Below are 17,864 nucleotides of genomic sequence, written 5' to 3' on the forward strand. Positions count from 1 at the left end.
AGGAGCACTATGTCATTACCTAAGATTTCCTGCTTTTGCTGCACCTTTGGTCGCCCGCATTTGTTAGAAGAAGCCATTGAATCGTTTCTGCGCCAGGATTATGCCGGTGAGAAAGAGCTGATTGTTCTCAATGACTTCAGCGGGCATCGCTTACTGTTCGAACACCCGCAAGTGACCGTTATCAATCTGCCGGTCCGCGTTGTTCCCCTAGGTAAAAAATTCAATTTGGCGGCAAGTTACTGCACGGGTGACATCTTAATGCCCTGGGAGGACGATGACATTTATCTGCCCTGGCGGCTCAGCGTCAGTGCTGCGCAGATCCGTGATGGCGTTTTCCATACCCGTCAGGCCTGGCTGGAAAACAGCGACCATGAGCTTGAATATTCTGAAAATCTCTATCAGTGTAACCTGGCGATTGAACGCACTGTTTGGCAGCAAATTGGCGGCTATTTAGAGCATGATGTCAGTGCAATTGATTTGGCGCTGTTTCGTGCACTGGGAGGTAATGAACACACGCAAACATTGCCGCAAGAGGATATTTTTTATGTGTATCGCTGGCAATCATCAGGCGCTTTTCATGCATCCGAGGTCGGCGGAAATTGCGCCAGTATCAGCGATCATGCCGGCTATATTGTTAATCAGCTGGCCATCTCGGGGAAACTGCCATTGGGAGACGTACAGCTTAAGCCTCACTGGCAAAGAGATTATGTTGTACTCAGTCGGTGTGCCAGTATTCCAACCCGCTCACCATCGCCGCCATATGTAACCGAGACGCAGCCAAACACGTGCCCTGTCACCCAGGGTTTTCAGATTGACGAACAGGTGTTTATTAACAGCCCACTTCACGACACCTGGTTTTTACTCGACCCCTTAGCGAGCACCATCTGGCAGGGGCTGCAATCGAATAAGTCAGTATCCGACATCGCGCTCACGTTACATCGTCAGTATGGGACCGATGTGGTCCATGCCAAAGCCGATATCCAAGCTATTACGGCAAACTTTAGCCAGGAAGGCTTATTGCGCGACTGGTGCGAACCGCTCTGGCTCGATGTGGCAGGGCAAGCCGTCGTCGTGGTCATCCAGCAGGACAAGCTGCGCAATGACTTTAAGCGTCTCTTTACCCAGCTCAGGTGTGACTGGCCCGTCAACTGGGATCACCTTCTAGAGCTGTGCGAAGAGCGGGAATTTTATAGTGTGTATCTGGATGCTCAACAGGATGCGGAGCTACTCTACGCAGATCAGGCCCTGTACCGTTTAATTGAATTGATGCAGACGCTCCAGGCCTCAACCACGCAACATGCCACTTACCTCCAAGGCCTGTTACTTAGGGTAAACAATCAGGTGATTGCTATCTGCCACTCGGATCTCAGCCACCACGCTGTCAGCCTTGAGACCCTGGATGCACAGCAAGTCGAGGTCCTAAGCTACGGCCGCTTTCAGTTAACCAGTAATGGCGATGTTCAGGCCGTTCGCGCCCCACACATAATCCCTGCGCAACAGCGCAACGCATTGCACATCCAGCGCGTTACCAGCGCCTATTTTAATGACCAGTTGCATCATATCTGTGAACCCCTGCCCTGCGACGAGCAAACGCGCTATCAGGTTGATCACTGTATTATTGCCACTGAACAACTGCCTTCAGGTCAGTGCGCTGCCGCGCAGGCGTTATCAATACTTTTAAACGAAGGGCTGATCCGAAGCCCTTATTTGAGTCAGACTCAGACAGCGCACCTGCTCAGCTGGTTAGTCTCAGCCCATCCCGTCGCCGTTACGCCCGATGCTCTGACGCTCAGCACGCTGCCACTAGGCCTGGATACAGCCCAAACCGATAGCTCTGCGCTGTCTCCTTTGCAGATCCCCCAGTTTAAGCGCTTTGATAAACAACGCACTCAGCTGACTTTACCCGGCGTTTTGCCCACAAATCAACAAAGAGCAGACAACAGACAGCGGTATGCCCAGGTTAACATCAACCCCTCTGTTGACTTAATTGAATGGGTTAGCCAAAAGCTTGAGGCCGGTGAAAGCAAGGCGCAGGTATACAGAGATCTGATTGAATCTGGCTACGCTATGGAAATGGCCGAAAAAGCCATGTATGGATTCAAACCGAAAATAAAGACCGAGCAAATAGAAGATGCCAGCCTGCGTGAAAGCACACACACCAAACCGAGTCTCTATTTTGCTTTTGCCAACATCGCCATCACGCAAAACCCAAAAAGCATCCGCATTGCAGATGTACGCGCACAAATTTTCCGTTTTGAGGGAGCTTTCTCTGAGCAGGAATGCCAGTCGTTGATTACCCGCCTGGAGGGCCACTTTCAGCCCTCGACCGTCGTTGACCAGCAGGGCGACAGCAATCAGGGTTACCGTACCTCCTGCACCGCCTGCCTGGAACAGATCAGTCACCAGGAAAATATCAAAATAAAAAATAAAATCAGTGCCCTGATGGGTATTGATAGCGCGTATCTGGAGTCTTTACAGATCCAGCGCTATGGCACCGGGCAAGAGTACAAAGTGCACTGCGATTTCTTTCACGAGTCGTCCCCCAGCTACCAAAAATGCATCGACAGTGTCGGCCAGCGTACCTGGACATGCGTTGTCTATTTAAACGATGATTTTAGCGGCGGAAACACGCACTTTACCCAGCTGGATATCACGGTCACGCCCCGCACCGGCATGGCCTTGTGCTGGAACAACTTGTCACCGCTGGGTAAGCCCAACGAATACACCTACCACTGCGGCCAGCCGGTTGAGTCGGGATTCAAGTACATCATTAGCGCCTGGTTTAGAGAAAAACCATTTAATAAATGGCAACAATAAGAAAGCACCATTACAACGAATGATGCTTTGCTAAGTTATACCGGTGGAGGTGGTGCCCCGCCAAAGGTTGTGGGCGGCGGAGGTGGTGGTATGCCAAAGGTGGTTGGCGGTGGTGGCGGCATGGCTGTAGGCGCAGGTGGTGGAGGGGGGGTCACCACAGGCTGGTCAGTCACATTAGGGTCTGTATCATCCAGATCGGTATCGTTATCAACATACCCATCTACGTAATCTACGCAGCTTTGAATACTGACATCCGCATTACCAAAACCATCATAATCACCATCCTGATAGAGTGTGTAGGGTAAAAAGTCCCCATGGTTCTGAATATGCTTATTTACCGCTTTCATTGATACCGTGATCACGTGCACATCATAGCGACTGTGATGACACACATCGATTTTTTCGCCTTTGGCGGCGACTTGCATCGATGTTGCCATCAGTACGGCCACTGCAACACGTGTTAGGTTTGAGTTCATGAGTACCTCCCGGGTAATTGGGCACTCATAGAGTATGGCCAATAATCCGCCAACTTCAATGCAAAAAGCTGAACAATCGTTTTGATAGTCGATTTACTTAGTCGCCTCTCAATAACGGTTTGCTCTGCGCCCCTGTAATGAGCAGCTATAGTTAGACATATCACTTATCCACCGAGCGATATTAATGGCTGAAACACGTGTCTTAATTACAGGAGGTGCCGGATTTATTGCCCACCACCTGGTGCTGGAGATCCTGCGTAGAACAGACTGGCACATTACAACACTGGATAGACTCGACTACAGCGGTAACCTAAACCGCCTGCAGGATGCATTAAGCGACCTCCCTCCGGCCGTAACACGCCGGGTAAAAATTGTGTTTCACGACTTAAAAGCGGCATTAAACCCACAAATTATTCAGGAAATTGGCCGGGTAGATTTTGTCTTTCATCTGGCTGCAGGATCTCATGTAGACAGAAGCATTGCCTATCCAATGAGCTTTGTGCTGGATAACGTCGTGGGCACCTGTAACATTTTGGACTTTGCCCGTAGCCAGGATAACCTCAGGCGGTTTTTTTACTTCAGTACAGACGAAGTATTTGGTCCGGCCCCCGCCGATGTGCGCTATAAAGAGAATGACCGCTATAACAGTACCAACCCTTACTCTGCAACCAAAGCAGGGGGCGAGGAACTCGCGGTTGCCTACCACAACACATATAAAGTACCTGTCGTGATCACCCATACCATGAATGTTTTTGGTCAGCGGCAACACCCGGAGAAATTTATTCCGCAAAGCATCAGAAAAATACAACAAGGAGAAACCGTCACGATCCACAGTGACAAAACCTGTACCATCCCAGGCTCTCGCTTTTATATTCATGCGCAGGATGTTGCCGATGCCCTGCTCTTTCTGGTTGATAGCAACTGGTCTGAGAAGACAGACAATGAACAAACCCTTTGCCCTAAATTCAATATCGTTGGCGCAAGGGAGCTAAATAACCTGGAGCTGGCCCAAATCATTGCACAGGTGCAAAACAAACCGCTGCGTTACGAACTCGTCGACTTTCACTCTTCGCGGCCCGGACACGATCTGAGGTACGCCTTATGCGGTGAAAAAATGAAGCAATTAGGCTGGACACCAAAAGTAGACTTACTCAGCCGCTTGGAACAAGTTGTACATTGGACCTTACTTAATCCCAGATGGTGTTAGCTTATGAAAAATGAGACAGGGTAACACTGGTAATTCAACGCCGATGTTATATTCTGCTGTGGTGCGCTTATTCACAACCTGAACAAATCACCGAGTTAGGATAATGGGTGAGCCAAACACACAATAAGAATAAACATAAGAAAATCCGCATTGACCAAACGTCGGTGGGTGAATAGTAAAAGCGCCAGGCGCATTAGGGATGTTATGACACAGCAATACTGGATAGGTGAGTTTTTTGTAGACTTATCACGTAATCAAATCACCGTCGAAGAAGAGATAAAAACCTTAGCGCCCAAGGCACTGTCTGTACTCACGGTGCTGGCAAAACATCAGGGGCAAGTGCTCAGTCAGGACGTACTACTGGATCACGTGTGGCAAGATACAGTGGTCTCGCCTAACACCCTTCAGCGTTGCATTGCGCAGTTAAGAAAAGCATTAGGTGATGATGGCAAAGAACAGCATATTATCAAGACCCATGCCAAGAAGGGCTACAGCCTGGAATGCGAAGTACGCTGGCAAGCACAACCGCAAAGTACGACATCTGAACAGCACACAGAGAGCACTCAACCCGAACCAAACCCCACACCTGCGCCCGCTCAGGTACGCTCCCGCTCTCAATTTGGTTTTGCCCTGTTTGCAGCGGCGTTTTTTATTGTTGGCCTCGCAGCATCGGTCTTATTCGAACCAAGCTCAAGCGCACAGCTTACTATCAGCGAATTCCGGCCACTGACTGCCACAGATAACCGAGAAGTGGCCGGAATATATTCTCCAGACGGTGAATATATTGTATTTCACCGTTATTCCACGGAAGTATGCCGTAATAATATCTGGGCAAAACGCATCGATACCCAGCAGGAGTTTCGTCTCACGGACAACCTGGATATCAACGGACAACATCAGTTTTCGCCCGATGGCAAAACGCTGGCCTTCGTACAAACCTCTAACTGTATTCAGCCCGTAACACAAAAGCTCTGCTATCACCTGATGACGCTGGATTTCGATAAAGCACTGCAAACACCACAAACGCCGACTCGCGTGCTGGAGTGCAAAAACTCGCAGATCAGAGAGCCGCAATGGCTGGACAGCGACCACATTGCGCTGCTGCAAAAAACCCATGAGCGCTGGAAGTTAATTCGCTATTCTCTGAAAGATAACACCAGCACCCCTCTTTATGAGGTCAGCGATGGCGATATCATCAGCTATGATTACTCGCGTAAAGACGGCCTGCTGGCGGTCGTGCGCCTCGGCGAAGGGTCACATCATTATCTTGATATGCTCAAGCCCAATGGCGAGCAGGTATCCAGCCACCGCATTCACTACCCCAATACCATTGCCCCCTTTAAGTCTATCTACCCCAACTTTTCGCCCTATGAAAATCAACTCGCCTTCAGCACCGGCCGCCAGTTATACACCCTAACCTATCAGGGGCAGGTTAACCCGGTGACCCTGCCAGTGGATGAACCTATGGGCTCACCGGTGTTTCATCCCAGTGGCAGCCGTATGCTGGTGATCAAGGGACAATACGACAGCGATATTTATGCCATGCCTTTACACCAGGCAACACAGGCACAAACACATCAAATTTTAGAACGCTCGAACCGGGAAGAAAGCAACGCCCTATTTCAGCCAGGGGGCGATCTGCTCGCCTTTAATTCTGCGCGCTCCGGACAAATGCAGATCTGGCTCAGTGACGGACAAGTCCCCCGTCAGCTTAGCAATTTCCCTATGGACACCTCTTTATATGAAACCCACTGGTCCGCCGATGGGACACAGCTGTTAGCCAATACCGACAAAACACTGGTGCGTTTCAACCTCGATGGCAGCCAACACACTGTGCCACTGGACTACCCGGTGGTGCAGTTGTTTCATTGGGACAGTCGCAACCAGACAGCCTTATCTCTGATCCGGGTCAATGGCATACTCACCTTTGCAGAGCTGGATCTGAACACCGCTGATGTGCGTATTCTCAAAGACCGCGACGTAACCTGGGCACTTAAAACCGCCGACGGGAGCCTGGTTTATACCGATCACATGGATCGTTTCTGGCGATCCGGCCCGGTTGAAGACCAACTGATTGAGCCGCTATTGACGCAAGGCAGCGAGCGACTGTTTACCGCGTTTGGCAATACCTTGTATGGGATCAACGAGGATGCCCAATTGTGGTCTTACGATCTGCACAGCGGTGATTTTGAGATCATCACCACTGTGGCAAACGATATTATCCGCATTTCAGCCGTCAACGATGCGCAAATCCTCCTCATCAAACAACTTACATCGCGTAAAGAAGTGGTGGAGTTACTACTGGCTGATTAACAGCATTACTCAAGGGGCGGGCTACGATCAGCCCCTTGAGCAACACAATGCACGGGTTAAGGCTCGGCAAGCTGTTGCTTTTCCTGCTCGCTAAGCGTGCGTTGATAGTTACTGTGGCTCAGGCCCAGCCACTGCGGTAAGGTTGCACTGACAAAAACGGAAGACCAGGTCCCTACTACCACCCCAATGAATAAAGCACTCGCAAATCCCTGCAAACTGGCCCCACCGAGCCACCAAAGTGCGGCTATGGTAGTCAGTGTCGTCAGCGAGGTGATGGCGGTTCTGCCCAGTGTGCTGCCCAATGCCGCATTAATGGCGTTACTCACGGTGCTATCAGGACGGGCACGAACCAGCTCTCTGACCTTGTCACCAATGACAATAGAATCATTCAATGAGTAGCCAATGATGGCCAGCAAGGCGGCCAGTACTGTCAGGTCAAATTCCATTCCGGTCGCAGCGAAAAAGCCCAGTGTGATAAGCACGTCATGTAGCAAGGCCAGACTTGCCGACACAGCCAGTCGCCATTCAAATCGTACTATCAGATACAGGCCCACTGCCAACAGGCTTACGAGCAATGCCAGCCCGCCCTGATCGATAAGCTCTGCGCCTATCTGCGCACCCACATAGCGGCTGTCGAGGATCTCCATCCCCAGATCATCGGGCAACTGAGTGTGCCAATCGAGCAGTGTCGGGCTGTTATTGTGCGGTGGCTGAAATAATTGCCAATGAAGCGCCCCTTGCTCAGATAATCGAAACTCCCCGGAAACATAGGGCGTCAGCTGGTCGCGTAACTCACTGCTGGAGATATCCTGAGCGAGCTGGAACTCACTAACATAGCCACCCGTAAAGTCCTGTCCAAACACCAGTCCATGCTGGTTGATGAGCACCGCGCTGAGTATGACCGCTATCAGACTGAGTAGTAATCCTGAGGTGCGAAGTGTTTGCCAGAGTTTATGCATATCAGGCTCCTTTTTCCGATTTGGTGCGATAGAACCACTGCGACAATTGGCCGGAGACCACCACACCGCAAAACATACTGGTGATGATCCCCAGTGCCAGAGTGATGGCAAAACCCTTAACCGGGCCATAGCCAATGGACATCAACACCAGCGCGGTGATCATGGTCGTCAAATTGGCATCTATGATGCTGCTTTGCGCTTGCTGATAACCACGTTTTAGCGCCGCGCGCATGCTGCTTCCCTGTCGCCTTTCTTCTTTGATCCGCTCAAAGATAATCACATTGGTATCGACCGCCATACCTATCGTCAGGACCAGGCCGGCAATGCCGGGTAAGGTCAGCACAACGCCCGGTAGTAACGACATCAGGCCCACTAAACATACCAGATTCGCCACCAGCGCCATGCAGGCAATGACACCCAGCTTGCGATACCACAACAACATGAACCCCAATGTCAGCGACAGGCCCAGTGCCAGTGCACCAAAACCACTCGCGATGTTTTGCGCCCCCAGGTTAGGCCCTATGGTGCGTTCGGTTACTATGGTTAAGGGCGCATCTAAAGATCCTGCCCGCAATAACAGCGCCAGATCCTGTGCCTTTTGCCACGACCCCAGGTTCGTTATGCTGAAGCGTTGTCCCAACACCTGTTGAATGGTGGCGACTGAAATCACCTGACTACTTTGGCGGATCTCACCCCGGCTATCGGCGATATACTCACTGTACATAGTCGCCATAGGCTGACCCACATTGGCACGGGAAAAACGCAACATTTTATCGCCGCCCCGGGATGATAAAAATAACTGCACCAGAGGTTTGCCATACTCGTCCCGGCCAGCCTGCGCCGAGTCAATATCAGCCCCGGTAAAAATAGCCAGCGGGTCTAACCCCACCATGCCATGCTCAGCTTTAACGCGCTTGCCACCAAACTCCTGCAACGCATGGAAAGACAGTTGTGCTGTCGCACCGATGATCCGTTTTGCTGCCGCCGGATCCTGAACCCCGGGTAGCTCAATACGAATGTAATTGGCCCCCTGACGCTGGGTCACAGCTTCTGTAATGCCCAACTCTTCGATCCGCGATCTGAGTGTGGTCAGCGCCTGGGTCATGGTTTGTTTTTCAAAAGCTGCTTTGCCAGCCTCATCGTAGCTGAGTGTTGCCCGCAATAAATTACCGTGTTTATGTGTCTGGACGCTCAGGTGCTGAAACTGGGCCAGCAATGCCGTCTGTAACTGCTGCAATGCCGCAGCCCCCTGAGGGAGCGCCACCAACTCAAGACCTGCAACCGAACTGCGTTCAATACGCACGCCTTTTAATTTATCGCGGATGCGCTGAGACTTTGCTTCCAGCGCGATATTTTCCATGCGCTTTTCCAGTGCTTTGTCGGTATCGACTTTCAACACGAACAGCACCCCACCATTTAAATCCAGGCCCAGCTTAATGGGTGATAACCCCAGCCGTTGCAACCAATATGGCGCAGTGGCTTGTTCAACCACTTTTACAGACGCCTGATCCCGCAACGCCTCGGCCAACACCGCTTGTGCTGAGGCTGAGGCAGTCTGTGACGTTAACGTCACCAACGTTGGCTCGCCCGAACCTACCTGTGCAACGCTAAAGCCGTGGCTTTGTAGCAGTTGCACGAGCGTGTCGGGACTGGGCAAGGTCTGCGCTTGTGGCAGCGCACTGATACTGAGTTGGGTTTTGTTTTGATATAAATTGGGCATGGCACACAAACCCAATACAAGGATCACCGCAACCACCAACAGCCGTTTGAGCCGCGCCGGCCAGGCCGTACTCGCAGCGTTCGTTCTTCTATTCATATATTAGACTCACTTATCGATGAGCTGCATCGCTGAGCAGCTCACACTTTGCTATTTACCTGATAAAACATGTCGCAGCCCAACCAGGGTTCTGGTCGCTGCGTATCGTGAGATCAAGCGCTCAGCTGATAAGTCAGTCTTGCACGGTACGTTAAATTAGCAGGCTGGCAGTCATTAATAAGACCTGTGCGCATACGCGAGGCACACTGGTGCCAGGGTCGTGTTAAAGGTTGGTGAATATATTGCTGGCTCACCCGGTACAAGTCGGGATCAGCAAAGACATAGAGCAGATCATAATCTGGCTGTTGGTCCGGATGCAGAAAGTAACTGGGATGCGTTAATCGGCTCTGTGACGGCAGCTGCGCGGGATAGCTTGCCGGTTGTGAATGCGACACCTCAGTACCTGGCGCAGACAAGTGCTTTACCAGCGCAGTGTCGGTGGCTTTATGCCAGAGGTCATTGGTGTCAGGTTCGGTATCAACACTCACAGCCTGTGATAACACTGCCATTGAGACATGCGGGGTTTGCCAATCTGCGGCCACAGCATCACGACTACCCATACTCAGTAGCGTACATAGCAGCAAAAGCGGCACTAAACACCGCAATATTTTGGCAAATGTCTCATAACTCATGGGGTGAAGATATAGTCGGCAAAACGGTTTTTCAATAGCCATCACAAAAAATGACCGTGATACTGGGCGGAGCATAGCAGCGTAAAATTGACGAGAAATTATGTTGCGCTTAATCTTAGTCAAAACCACCATGTACCATTCGATTGCCCCTGTTCTATCGCACACATTTAGTACAAAAATATGCCCTACCAACGGCCCAAATAAATCACAGCTTTTAGCGTAACGATCTCATAAATATTATCGAAACAAAAAAGCCGCGACACTTTTTGGTATCGCGGCTTCAAACTTTTTATACGCTAATGAGCTTATTCAAACTCAATGGTGACAATCTGCTTCTGGCTTTGACCATTGCTACTAGTGTAAATGTAATAACTAAATGAGTCACTTGCGCCATTTGCACTGCCATTTGGTGTATAAATAAATTCACCAGAGTATTCACTGATGGCGACGTCGCCAAAGGCTGGCGCATCTGCCAACCCAAATGTCACCCCATTGCCACCTGGTAGCTTGCCAGCAAAAGTAGCAGATTCAGTCGTTGTAAACTTAACATCAAGGCTGTTATCTACTTCAACCGCGCCAAAAATAGTACCGTTGTATCTATCAATCGCTTTATTTTTTCGGACATCTTGTTCGAAGTCGTGATACAACAGTAAATCTTGTTGACAGCCTAGTGCCATTTCCTCTTTACAAGCATTTATCTCATCTTCAGATAGTGCACGAGTCCATATCGCAACATCGTCAATGTGACCTTTAAAGGTGTTTGTTGTTGTATCTGTCGAACTGTAAGCGCCAATACGAAGTGGTACGTGGTTGTTCAAGTTACGTTTTGTACCTAAACCACTGCTACCAACGTTCTTGCCGTCTAGATACATTGTCACTTTAGCGGCATTTTCCCAATCAACAACAACTGCAGCATGGTACCAGCGTCCGGTAGTAAGTTTTTGACCCGTCGCTTCATATCCTTTTTTGCCATTGTTGTACGCATCATGATTCCACGTTAAACGATTTCTTGTGTTAACACTCCACGTCCAGCCTTTATAACCATTGGCACCACCAATTTTTTTATTGAGGATAATGCGAGTTTGGTTGCCAGAACCTGGTTCTAAATAGATCCAAGCTTGTGCTGTGAAGTTGTCACCACCGAAGTCAAGTGAACCATCGACAGGATCACCAAAGTCAATATAATCACCATTGCCGTCAAACGTTAAGTATGTATTATGCTTTTCAAGCTCTGGCCCGTTCACTAACGTCATCGCACTCTCGCCTGTTAGATCTTCTAATTCACCGTTAACCATACTGTCAAAGTGATAGTAAGAAACTAGGTTTGAGTTACTCAACGAAGCGCCTAAGTAACGATTTGCAGCGATAGACTCTTGTGATTTTGCATAATCCAAAATACGAATCTCGTCAATATTCGCATCTAACTTCTTGCTAATGCCATCGTTGCCAGAACCCCACACAAAGTAAACGTTACTATCTTTTGCAGCATCCACTTCAGAAATGATTAGTTCACCGTCTAAGTATACTGACAACTGCTGAGTCGGCTGATCATAACTCACAGCATAGTGCTGCCACTGACCAACAGTGATTGTCTCAGTCGACTTAAACGTGGTGTTTGTTGCTTTCACACGTAAACGACCATCAGAGAATATTCTCACCGCAGCCTTTGAAGTGTTTGCGTCTTCTGAAAAAGTGAATAAATTAGAGTTTTCTTCTGGATTCAACGAGTTCACTTTTACCCACGCTTCAATCGTGTATGAACTGTTTGGATTAAAACCAGAGTCCATAGTTTGAACCATGCTCTGATCAGTACCGTTGATTACAATAGATTGACCAAAACCGCTCATGATAGATAAGTCTTGATGATATGGGCTTTCAACAGGGCTCCACTCACTACACTCAGGGTTACCAAAATCAGTACCATCATGCGGGGTTACACAAAAAGCAACATAGCTATCAATGTCTTCCAATGACAAGGTGTATGATTGATAGAATTCACCCTCAATAACTTGCGCATCATCATTACTGCCGGTCGCAGAACGATACCACTGATAACGTGAGCTCTCTTCAATATCACTTTCATGATCAGTATAAGTGTATGACGCAGATACTGTAGATTTACCGATGAAATCGCCAGCTAATGTTACCTCAGAAGCCACTGGGGCATTGTTGCCATATGACAGTACCGGTTCACCACATGCAGCACTGTTACTACATAAATCAAATGATAACGCTGTTGTGAATGAGTTTTGCGCGATAGTGATTTCCGTTGGTCCCCCAAAGTCTGTGGTGTCATATTGGATCTCTTTTTCGCTGTCTAATAGTGGGCCATAAGAACCTTTTTCAAACATCAAACCTTGGTTACCCATAGTGTAGATGTTATCTGCGGTACAAACGGCCTCTTGGACATTGTATTCAAACTCAAGCAATTTAAATGGCATTCTAAAGAATGCATTCATTTTCGTGTTGTTAACAAATTTTGATGCAGCATTGACGGTTAATGTCGCGTCAATCATACCGTCGTTATTAACGTCATGCGTAAGCTCTGGCGTAAAGGTAATGTCTTCTTCCGGGTCAAAGTAAACCTCAGTGCCATCTTCAAGAACTAAAATAGCCGTAGATTCAATGTTCAACTCAAAGTCTTGGTGTAAATCAAGCGCTGCACTTACAAAAGTATCAAGTGTACTGAATTTGTATCTGCGATATAAATCTTCACCAGCAGGTGCAAAATAGTTATCAATACATTGTTCAGACGTGCCTTCCATCGACTCCATGCCAGCTTGTGCGTGCCACTTGGTCCAGTTAGAACCCCAGTAAATTTCTTCGGATACCCAGTCAGTTAAATCGTGACCAGCTAAGAAACGCAGCTTATCTACTTCTAAACCAATCGCTTTTTCAATCGCCTTTCTTGCGTTTGAAGGCACCTCAGCTAAAGAGTCACGTGTTAGATTCTTAATGAAATAGATGATCTGTTCATTCGTCATGTTTGCAGGAATGAAAGAGATTGTTGTGGCTGTTGGATCTGAGACATCAGTACTGATAATTTCAATACCATCAACTGCACCTTTGTGAGCATATACAACATCAATAATATCAACGCCATTAACAAAACTCGTACCATGAGTGATATTGTCACTAACACCTCTAGCGTGATCTTCCGCTGTAACAACAGATAACTCATAAAAGTTGTTTTCAATTAATGAAGTTATTTTCTCATCAGTCAACTCACGCGTTAAATCGTAAACTTCTACACCGTCTTCCAATTCATAGCAATCGGCACGATTAAGCGCATTGGCACAGTTGTCACCGTATACACCAAACGATTCTGAACCGACGACTTTCTCATAAGAAGCATAATCAATTTTGGTTTGACCATTTAGTTTTTCAAACAGCGCTGATTCATATTTAATTAAATAGTCTTCAAAAATTAACTCAGCAGAGATTTGCACACCAGGAGACGACGCAATGAAGTTTGCGTTTTCACCAACGGTAAACTTGGTTGCTAAATTAACCGGCTGACCTGCTGCAATTTCATCTGGGAATCGTAAATCCATCTCAAGAGGAATGTCAGCTTCAACCCATCCACCGAAAAGGTCCATGCCGCCCACGTAATGGATCTTACCGTGTGATTCAATTCGAATAATCGCAGGATCATCCGGCAGATTTTCTTCTGGCACATTCCAAGTATGCTTCGTTTCAGTTGATGCCCACTGAGGAGAGCTCATACCTAATAATTCAAGTACAGTGTTATCACCCCAATAGCTACCTTCACCACTTACATCACCTTCCAACGTAATTTCCATTGAGTCCATATCTAATACGTCAACAGTAATCTGTGCGGTGTCAGTCGTATTGTATTGGTCATACACAATCACTTGTAATGTGTAAGTTGCGGTTTTTTCAAAATCTAAACGGGAGATAGTCGGGCTAATGCTTAATACACCTGTTTGTGCATCTAATACGAGGTCACCATCTTCATTACCGCTCAAGATTTGGAACGTAACGAAGTCACCAACATCATTTGCATCGGCTGCAAGTATGCCAATTCCTGTACCACTGGCAGCAATTTCACTGACAGTAAACGTTTGATCTTCTATCGTTGGGGCATTATTAACCGTAACTGTTAAACCATCTTGCACCAACATAGTCGCTGAGCCAGACGTAAATACTTTATAAGTTACATTATCGATAACTTGTGTTGTTTCAGAGTCAACCCATTGGTTATTTGCTGCACCAACATAGTCGTCGTTGTCACCTAAAATACGTAAGTTAGAGTTACTGCTCACGCTCTTATTAAGCGTAATTGAGTTAGCACCTGAACCACGGATATCAAATACTTCAACGTTACGAACACGAGAAGCTTGAGTTGCAAGGTCTAGATTAATACCTGAACCGTCAAATACTAATGTATCTGTGTTACCGCCTGCATCAATACGAGTGAAGGTGTTATCAGAAATGTAAATAGTATCTTCACCTGGACCTGCGTAAACGGCATCAGTGCCACCGTTAGTTCGAATGACGTCGTCACCTGTACCAGTGGCAATATTATCTGCAGAAGCAGTACCTGTGATTGTGTCGTTACCTTCAGTCCCCCAAAGCGTTACTAACTTGCCGTCACCATTTAGAACATACACAGCACCTGTGTTGTTTACATTGTTTTTGTTCGCAGAAGGCGTACCAAATTGAATGTCTTTGATACCGTCGCCATTAATGTCACCTGCACTTGCAATGAATTGCCCAAGTTGCTCACCACCATTACCTTCAGAGTAAAAACCTTGTTGGGTTTCAATGATCTCACTAAGATAAACAGGCTCTGTACCTGCGCGGCCATAAACAGCGTATACGCGACCCTTGTTGTCCTCTGCAAACGGGTCACCGATGATGATGTCATCAAAGCCGTCGCCATTTAAGTCGCCTGCACCACCGATTGAACCTAAAATAACTTGTAGGTCACTGTGGTCGATATTTGACGCGTCATTGTGAATTACAAAACCGCCATTGCCATTGGCAATATCCGCAAGATTGATTTCATCAGCAACGTCAACACCGCCAAATAAGATGTATGCACGAGGGTGTTCAATACCAGAGCAACACCCTGTGTCTGTCAATAATAATGCGATATCGTCAACACCATCTGCGTTTACGTCACCTACATGAGAAGTAGTAAATGAAGGAAGTGCATCAAGAGTTGCATCACCAAAATCGAAACCATAATTGCCGCTGCCTTGTGGCGTGATCTTGATGCCGTTGCCTGCGGACTTAATACTATTATAGTTAACAGCCTCTCCGCCGATACGGCCATGAACAACATAACTTGTACCAGAGGTATCAACAAATAAACCGTGGCTAACAATAAAATCTGTTAAGCCATCGCTATTAAAGTCGCCCGTTGGTAAAACTTGTGCGCCATAATACCAGTCGCTAAATAACTTTCTGCTTGGACGCGTAATCGCAAAACCTTGCTCGTTGTAGTCAGTCGCAACGTTAGCTAACTGAACAACATTGTTGTCTTTTTTACCGTAAACAACATACGCTAGGTTTGGATCAGCTGTACCATCTTCAAGTAAATCTCTTAATGCAAAAGAGCCTGTACCCGCTAAGAAACGAGTAACCGTTTCACCAATAACAATATCACCCAGACCGTCACCGTTAACGTCACCAACGACTAACGTACCACCTGCATAATCTTCTGTGTATGCACCGTGTATAGCAAAACCGTAATCGCTCCCACCAGCATTCATATCAGACAATGGAACATAGTTAGTACCAGTTTTACCAAAGATGACGTAAGTGGAGCCTGAATTCTCGCCGTTTGTATCTGCATAAGGAGCACCAACTACTACATCTGATAATCCGTCGCCGTTAATATCAACGCCTCCAGCAACCGCAAAACCTGCGTTGTCGCCAGACTCTGCCCCCATGATACCAAAACCACGAGTACCACCGATCACTTCTGTTAGTGATGGGAATGTGCCCGTTGCATCACTGAAAAGAACGTAAGCAGCACCATTATCTTCGTACATAAAGGTGCCGTCATTTCTATAAACATCTGCTTGAGGAGAGCCTACAATGATATCGTCGAAACCGTCACCGTTTACGTCTCCAGCAGGAGCTACTGACCAACCAGCCCAGTCATCCGCTGCCAGACCATCAATGGATTGCGCATTGTTGTTTAGTGAATCGTTAATGTCAGTAACATTAATCGTAACTGGCGTGTCATAATGATTACCCGCGCCATCTGTAGCTCGAACAGTCAGTGAATACTGGTTATTACCTAGTTCAAAATCTAATTGCGTTTGGTCAGCAACTTTAATTTCACCTTTAACCGGATCAACTGAGAATACCCCTGCGTCGTTACCAGACACGATAGAATATGTATAATGCTCAAGGGGGATATCCCAACGACCAGCTTCGAAGATTTGATAATGCAGTTCAAACTCACCAAAACGATTTGGTACAAGGTTTTCATTATTTGAATGCAAGTAACCTTCTAGCATCATAGGGGCAACGAAATTTAAGCGCACAGCAGCGTCAAAGATCTGTTTGTCTTTACCAACCGCTTGAACGAATACAACCGGATTGTTATACGATTTTGAGAAAGTAATTGAGAATGGATTTTCGATGTCGTTATCATCAACCGTGATAACACCTGTTTCACCAACAATAGCCATCGTCTCAGTAAACAATAAACCTGTACCTTGTAATGCAAATACGTTTACGTTTTCCGCAGCGTGTGAAGCATCATCAAGATTATCAATATGAACTTTTACTTTATTTGCAGACAGTTCATCAATTGCCACGCCACTTTGCGAAGTGCCGTTGTACGTCGATAAAGAAGTTAAAATATTCGGAGTGTCTGTCATCGGCACGCTAAACGCGTGACCGTGGGTATTGTGTGTTACCGAAGTGCCTGTGCTTGACACGTCGATAGGCTTGTCGTTCCAAAAAGCTGAAATAGGCTCAGCAAATGCAATCCAACCTAGCGTTTCACCTTCGCCAGTATCAAGGAAGCTTTGTATAACACTCGTGCCTTTTTTATCTAACTCTGATTCAAGCACCGCTTCAAAGCCAAGTGCAGTCACATTGTCTAAACGATGGCGCATTAACAAGCGATTATTGTTCTTGCTTGTTACGCCAGAATAAGAATAAGTACTTACTTCGTACTCTACCTGATAGTCACTGTTTGACTGGATCTGACCAAACACGATTGGTGCTTGTGTAAAGGTTGAAGTAAATGAAATGGGTTCAAACGCTTCACCATTTGTTACCCAGTTTTTTATCTCAGTTTTACCAACTTCTAAACGTACCTTTTTGTCTGATTCGCCATCAAGGAAGCTAACAGTACCAATGATCGTGTTCGCTTTAGTATTTTCATCAACATTTATTGTCAATGGGGCCGGCGTTGCCTGAACAAAGTTGGGAAAACTAGTCCCCACAGTCAGTAATGCCAAGTACAGTTTGTTCCGCATTATAGTATTCATACCCCTCTACCTAGTCGGTAAATACAGCTTAAGATATGAATTTATCTCACAAAAATGAGATTTAAATATGTATAAAATAAGGAAGTGTAGACGTTTCTCATTAGCTCTATGCTTCTTAAACATGTCTAATACCAATTTCACTTAATACCTGGTCTATTTGAAG

8 protein-coding genes are annotated in these 17,864 nt (G+C 47.1%); 3 read left to right on the top strand and 5 right to left on the bottom strand.

Going from position 1 to position 17,864, the window contains the following annotated elements:
• The first annotated feature begins 9 nt into the window (after nt 1-9).
• Entirely contained in the window at nt 10-2,817 is a 2,808-nt protein-coding gene (locus MHN31_RS10490) for a PqqD family peptide modification chaperone (RefSeq protein ID WP_239444250.1), read from the top strand.
• A 35-nt stretch (nt 2,818-2,852) separates the two neighbouring features.
• Here the strand turns inward: MHN31_RS10490 and MHN31_RS10495 are convergent, their stop codons facing one another.
• Nucleotides 2,853-3,293, bottom strand: a complete 441-nt coding sequence (locus MHN31_RS10495; protein ID WP_125558501.1) for a hypothetical protein — start codon at nt 3,291-3,293, stop codon at nt 2,853-2,855.
• A gap of 184 nt (nt 3,294-3,477) precedes the next feature.
• On the opposite strand from MHN31_RS10495, the gene MHN31_RS10500 reads away from it, so the two are divergent.
• Nucleotides 3,478-4,500: a GDP-mannose 4,6-dehydratase gene (locus MHN31_RS10500; RefSeq protein WP_239444251.1), complete on the top strand. Its 1,023-nt coding sequence runs from the start codon at nt 3,478-3,480 to the stop codon at nt 4,498-4,500.
• Nucleotides 4,501-4,704: 204 nt separating this feature from the next.
• On the top strand, nt 4,705-6,813 hold the full coding sequence (locus MHN31_RS10505) for a winged helix-turn-helix domain-containing protein (protein WP_125558505.1): 2,109 nt from the start codon (nt 4,705-4,707) through the stop codon (nt 6,811-6,813).
• Between the two features lie 56 nt (nt 6,814-6,869).
• Here the strand turns inward: MHN31_RS10505 and secF are convergent, their stop codons facing one another.
• The 4 genes from secF to MHN31_RS10525 form a co-directional block, all read right to left on the bottom strand.
• Nucleotides 6,870-7,772 (bottom strand): protein translocase subunit SecF, encoded by a 903-nt coding sequence (gene secF / locus MHN31_RS10510; RefSeq protein WP_239444252.1) that lies wholly within the window; start codon nt 7,770-7,772, stop codon nt 6,870-6,872.
• A 1-nt stretch (nt 7,773) separates the two neighbouring features.
• A complete protein-coding gene (gene secD / locus MHN31_RS10515) occupies nt 7,774-9,588 on the bottom strand; it encodes a protein translocase subunit SecD (protein WP_239444253.1) in 1,815 nt (604 codons plus the stop codon).
• 113 nt (nt 9,589-9,701) lie between these two features.
• Nucleotides 9,702-10,148 carry a hypothetical protein gene (locus MHN31_RS10520; RefSeq protein WP_239444254.1) on the bottom strand — a complete coding sequence of 149 codons (447 nt, stop codon included), beginning with the start codon at nt 10,146-10,148 and terminating at the stop codon, nt 9,702-9,704.
• 377 nt (nt 10,149-10,525) lie between these two features.
• Complete coding sequence (locus MHN31_RS10525) at nt 10,526-17,701, bottom strand: LamG-like jellyroll fold domain-containing protein (protein ID WP_239444255.1); 7,176 nt, start codon at nt 17,699-17,701, stop codon at nt 10,526-10,528.
• Nucleotides 17,702-17,864: the final 163 nt, after the last annotated feature.

Origin of the sequence: Pseudoalteromonas sp. McH1-42, assembly GCF_022347845.1 — a bacterium.
Lineage (GTDB): Bacteria > Pseudomonadota > Gammaproteobacteria > Enterobacterales > Alteromonadaceae > Pseudoalteromonas > Pseudoalteromonas rubra_D.

Coding starts and splice junctions, on each gene's coding strand:
- MHN31_RS10490 (WP_239444250.1), top strand. CDS start 10: ATGTCATTACCTAAGATTTCCTGCTTTTGCTGCACCTTTGGTCGCCCG.
- MHN31_RS10505 (WP_125558505.1), top strand. CDS start 4,705: ATGACACAGCAATACTGGATAGGTGAGTTTTTTGTAGACTTATCACGT.
- MHN31_RS10500 (WP_239444251.1), top strand. CDS start 3,478: ATGGCTGAAACACGTGTCTTAATTACAGGAGGTGCCGGATTTATTGCC.
- secD (WP_239444253.1), bottom strand. CDS start 9,588: ATGAATAGAAGAACGAACGCTGCGAGTACGGCCTGGCCGGCGCGGCTC.
- MHN31_RS10525 (WP_239444255.1), bottom strand. CDS start 17,701: ATGAATACTATAATGCGGAACAAACTGTACTTGGCATTACTGACTGTG.
- MHN31_RS10520 (WP_239444254.1), bottom strand. CDS start 10,148: ATGGGTAGTCGTGATGCTGTGGCCGCAGATTGGCAAACCCCGCATGTC.
- MHN31_RS10495 (WP_125558501.1), bottom strand. CDS start 3,293: ATGAACTCAAACCTAACACGTGTTGCAGTGGCCGTACTGATGGCAACA.
- secF (WP_239444252.1), bottom strand. CDS start 7,772: ATGCATAAACTCTGGCAAACACTTCGCACCTCAGGATTACTACTCAGT.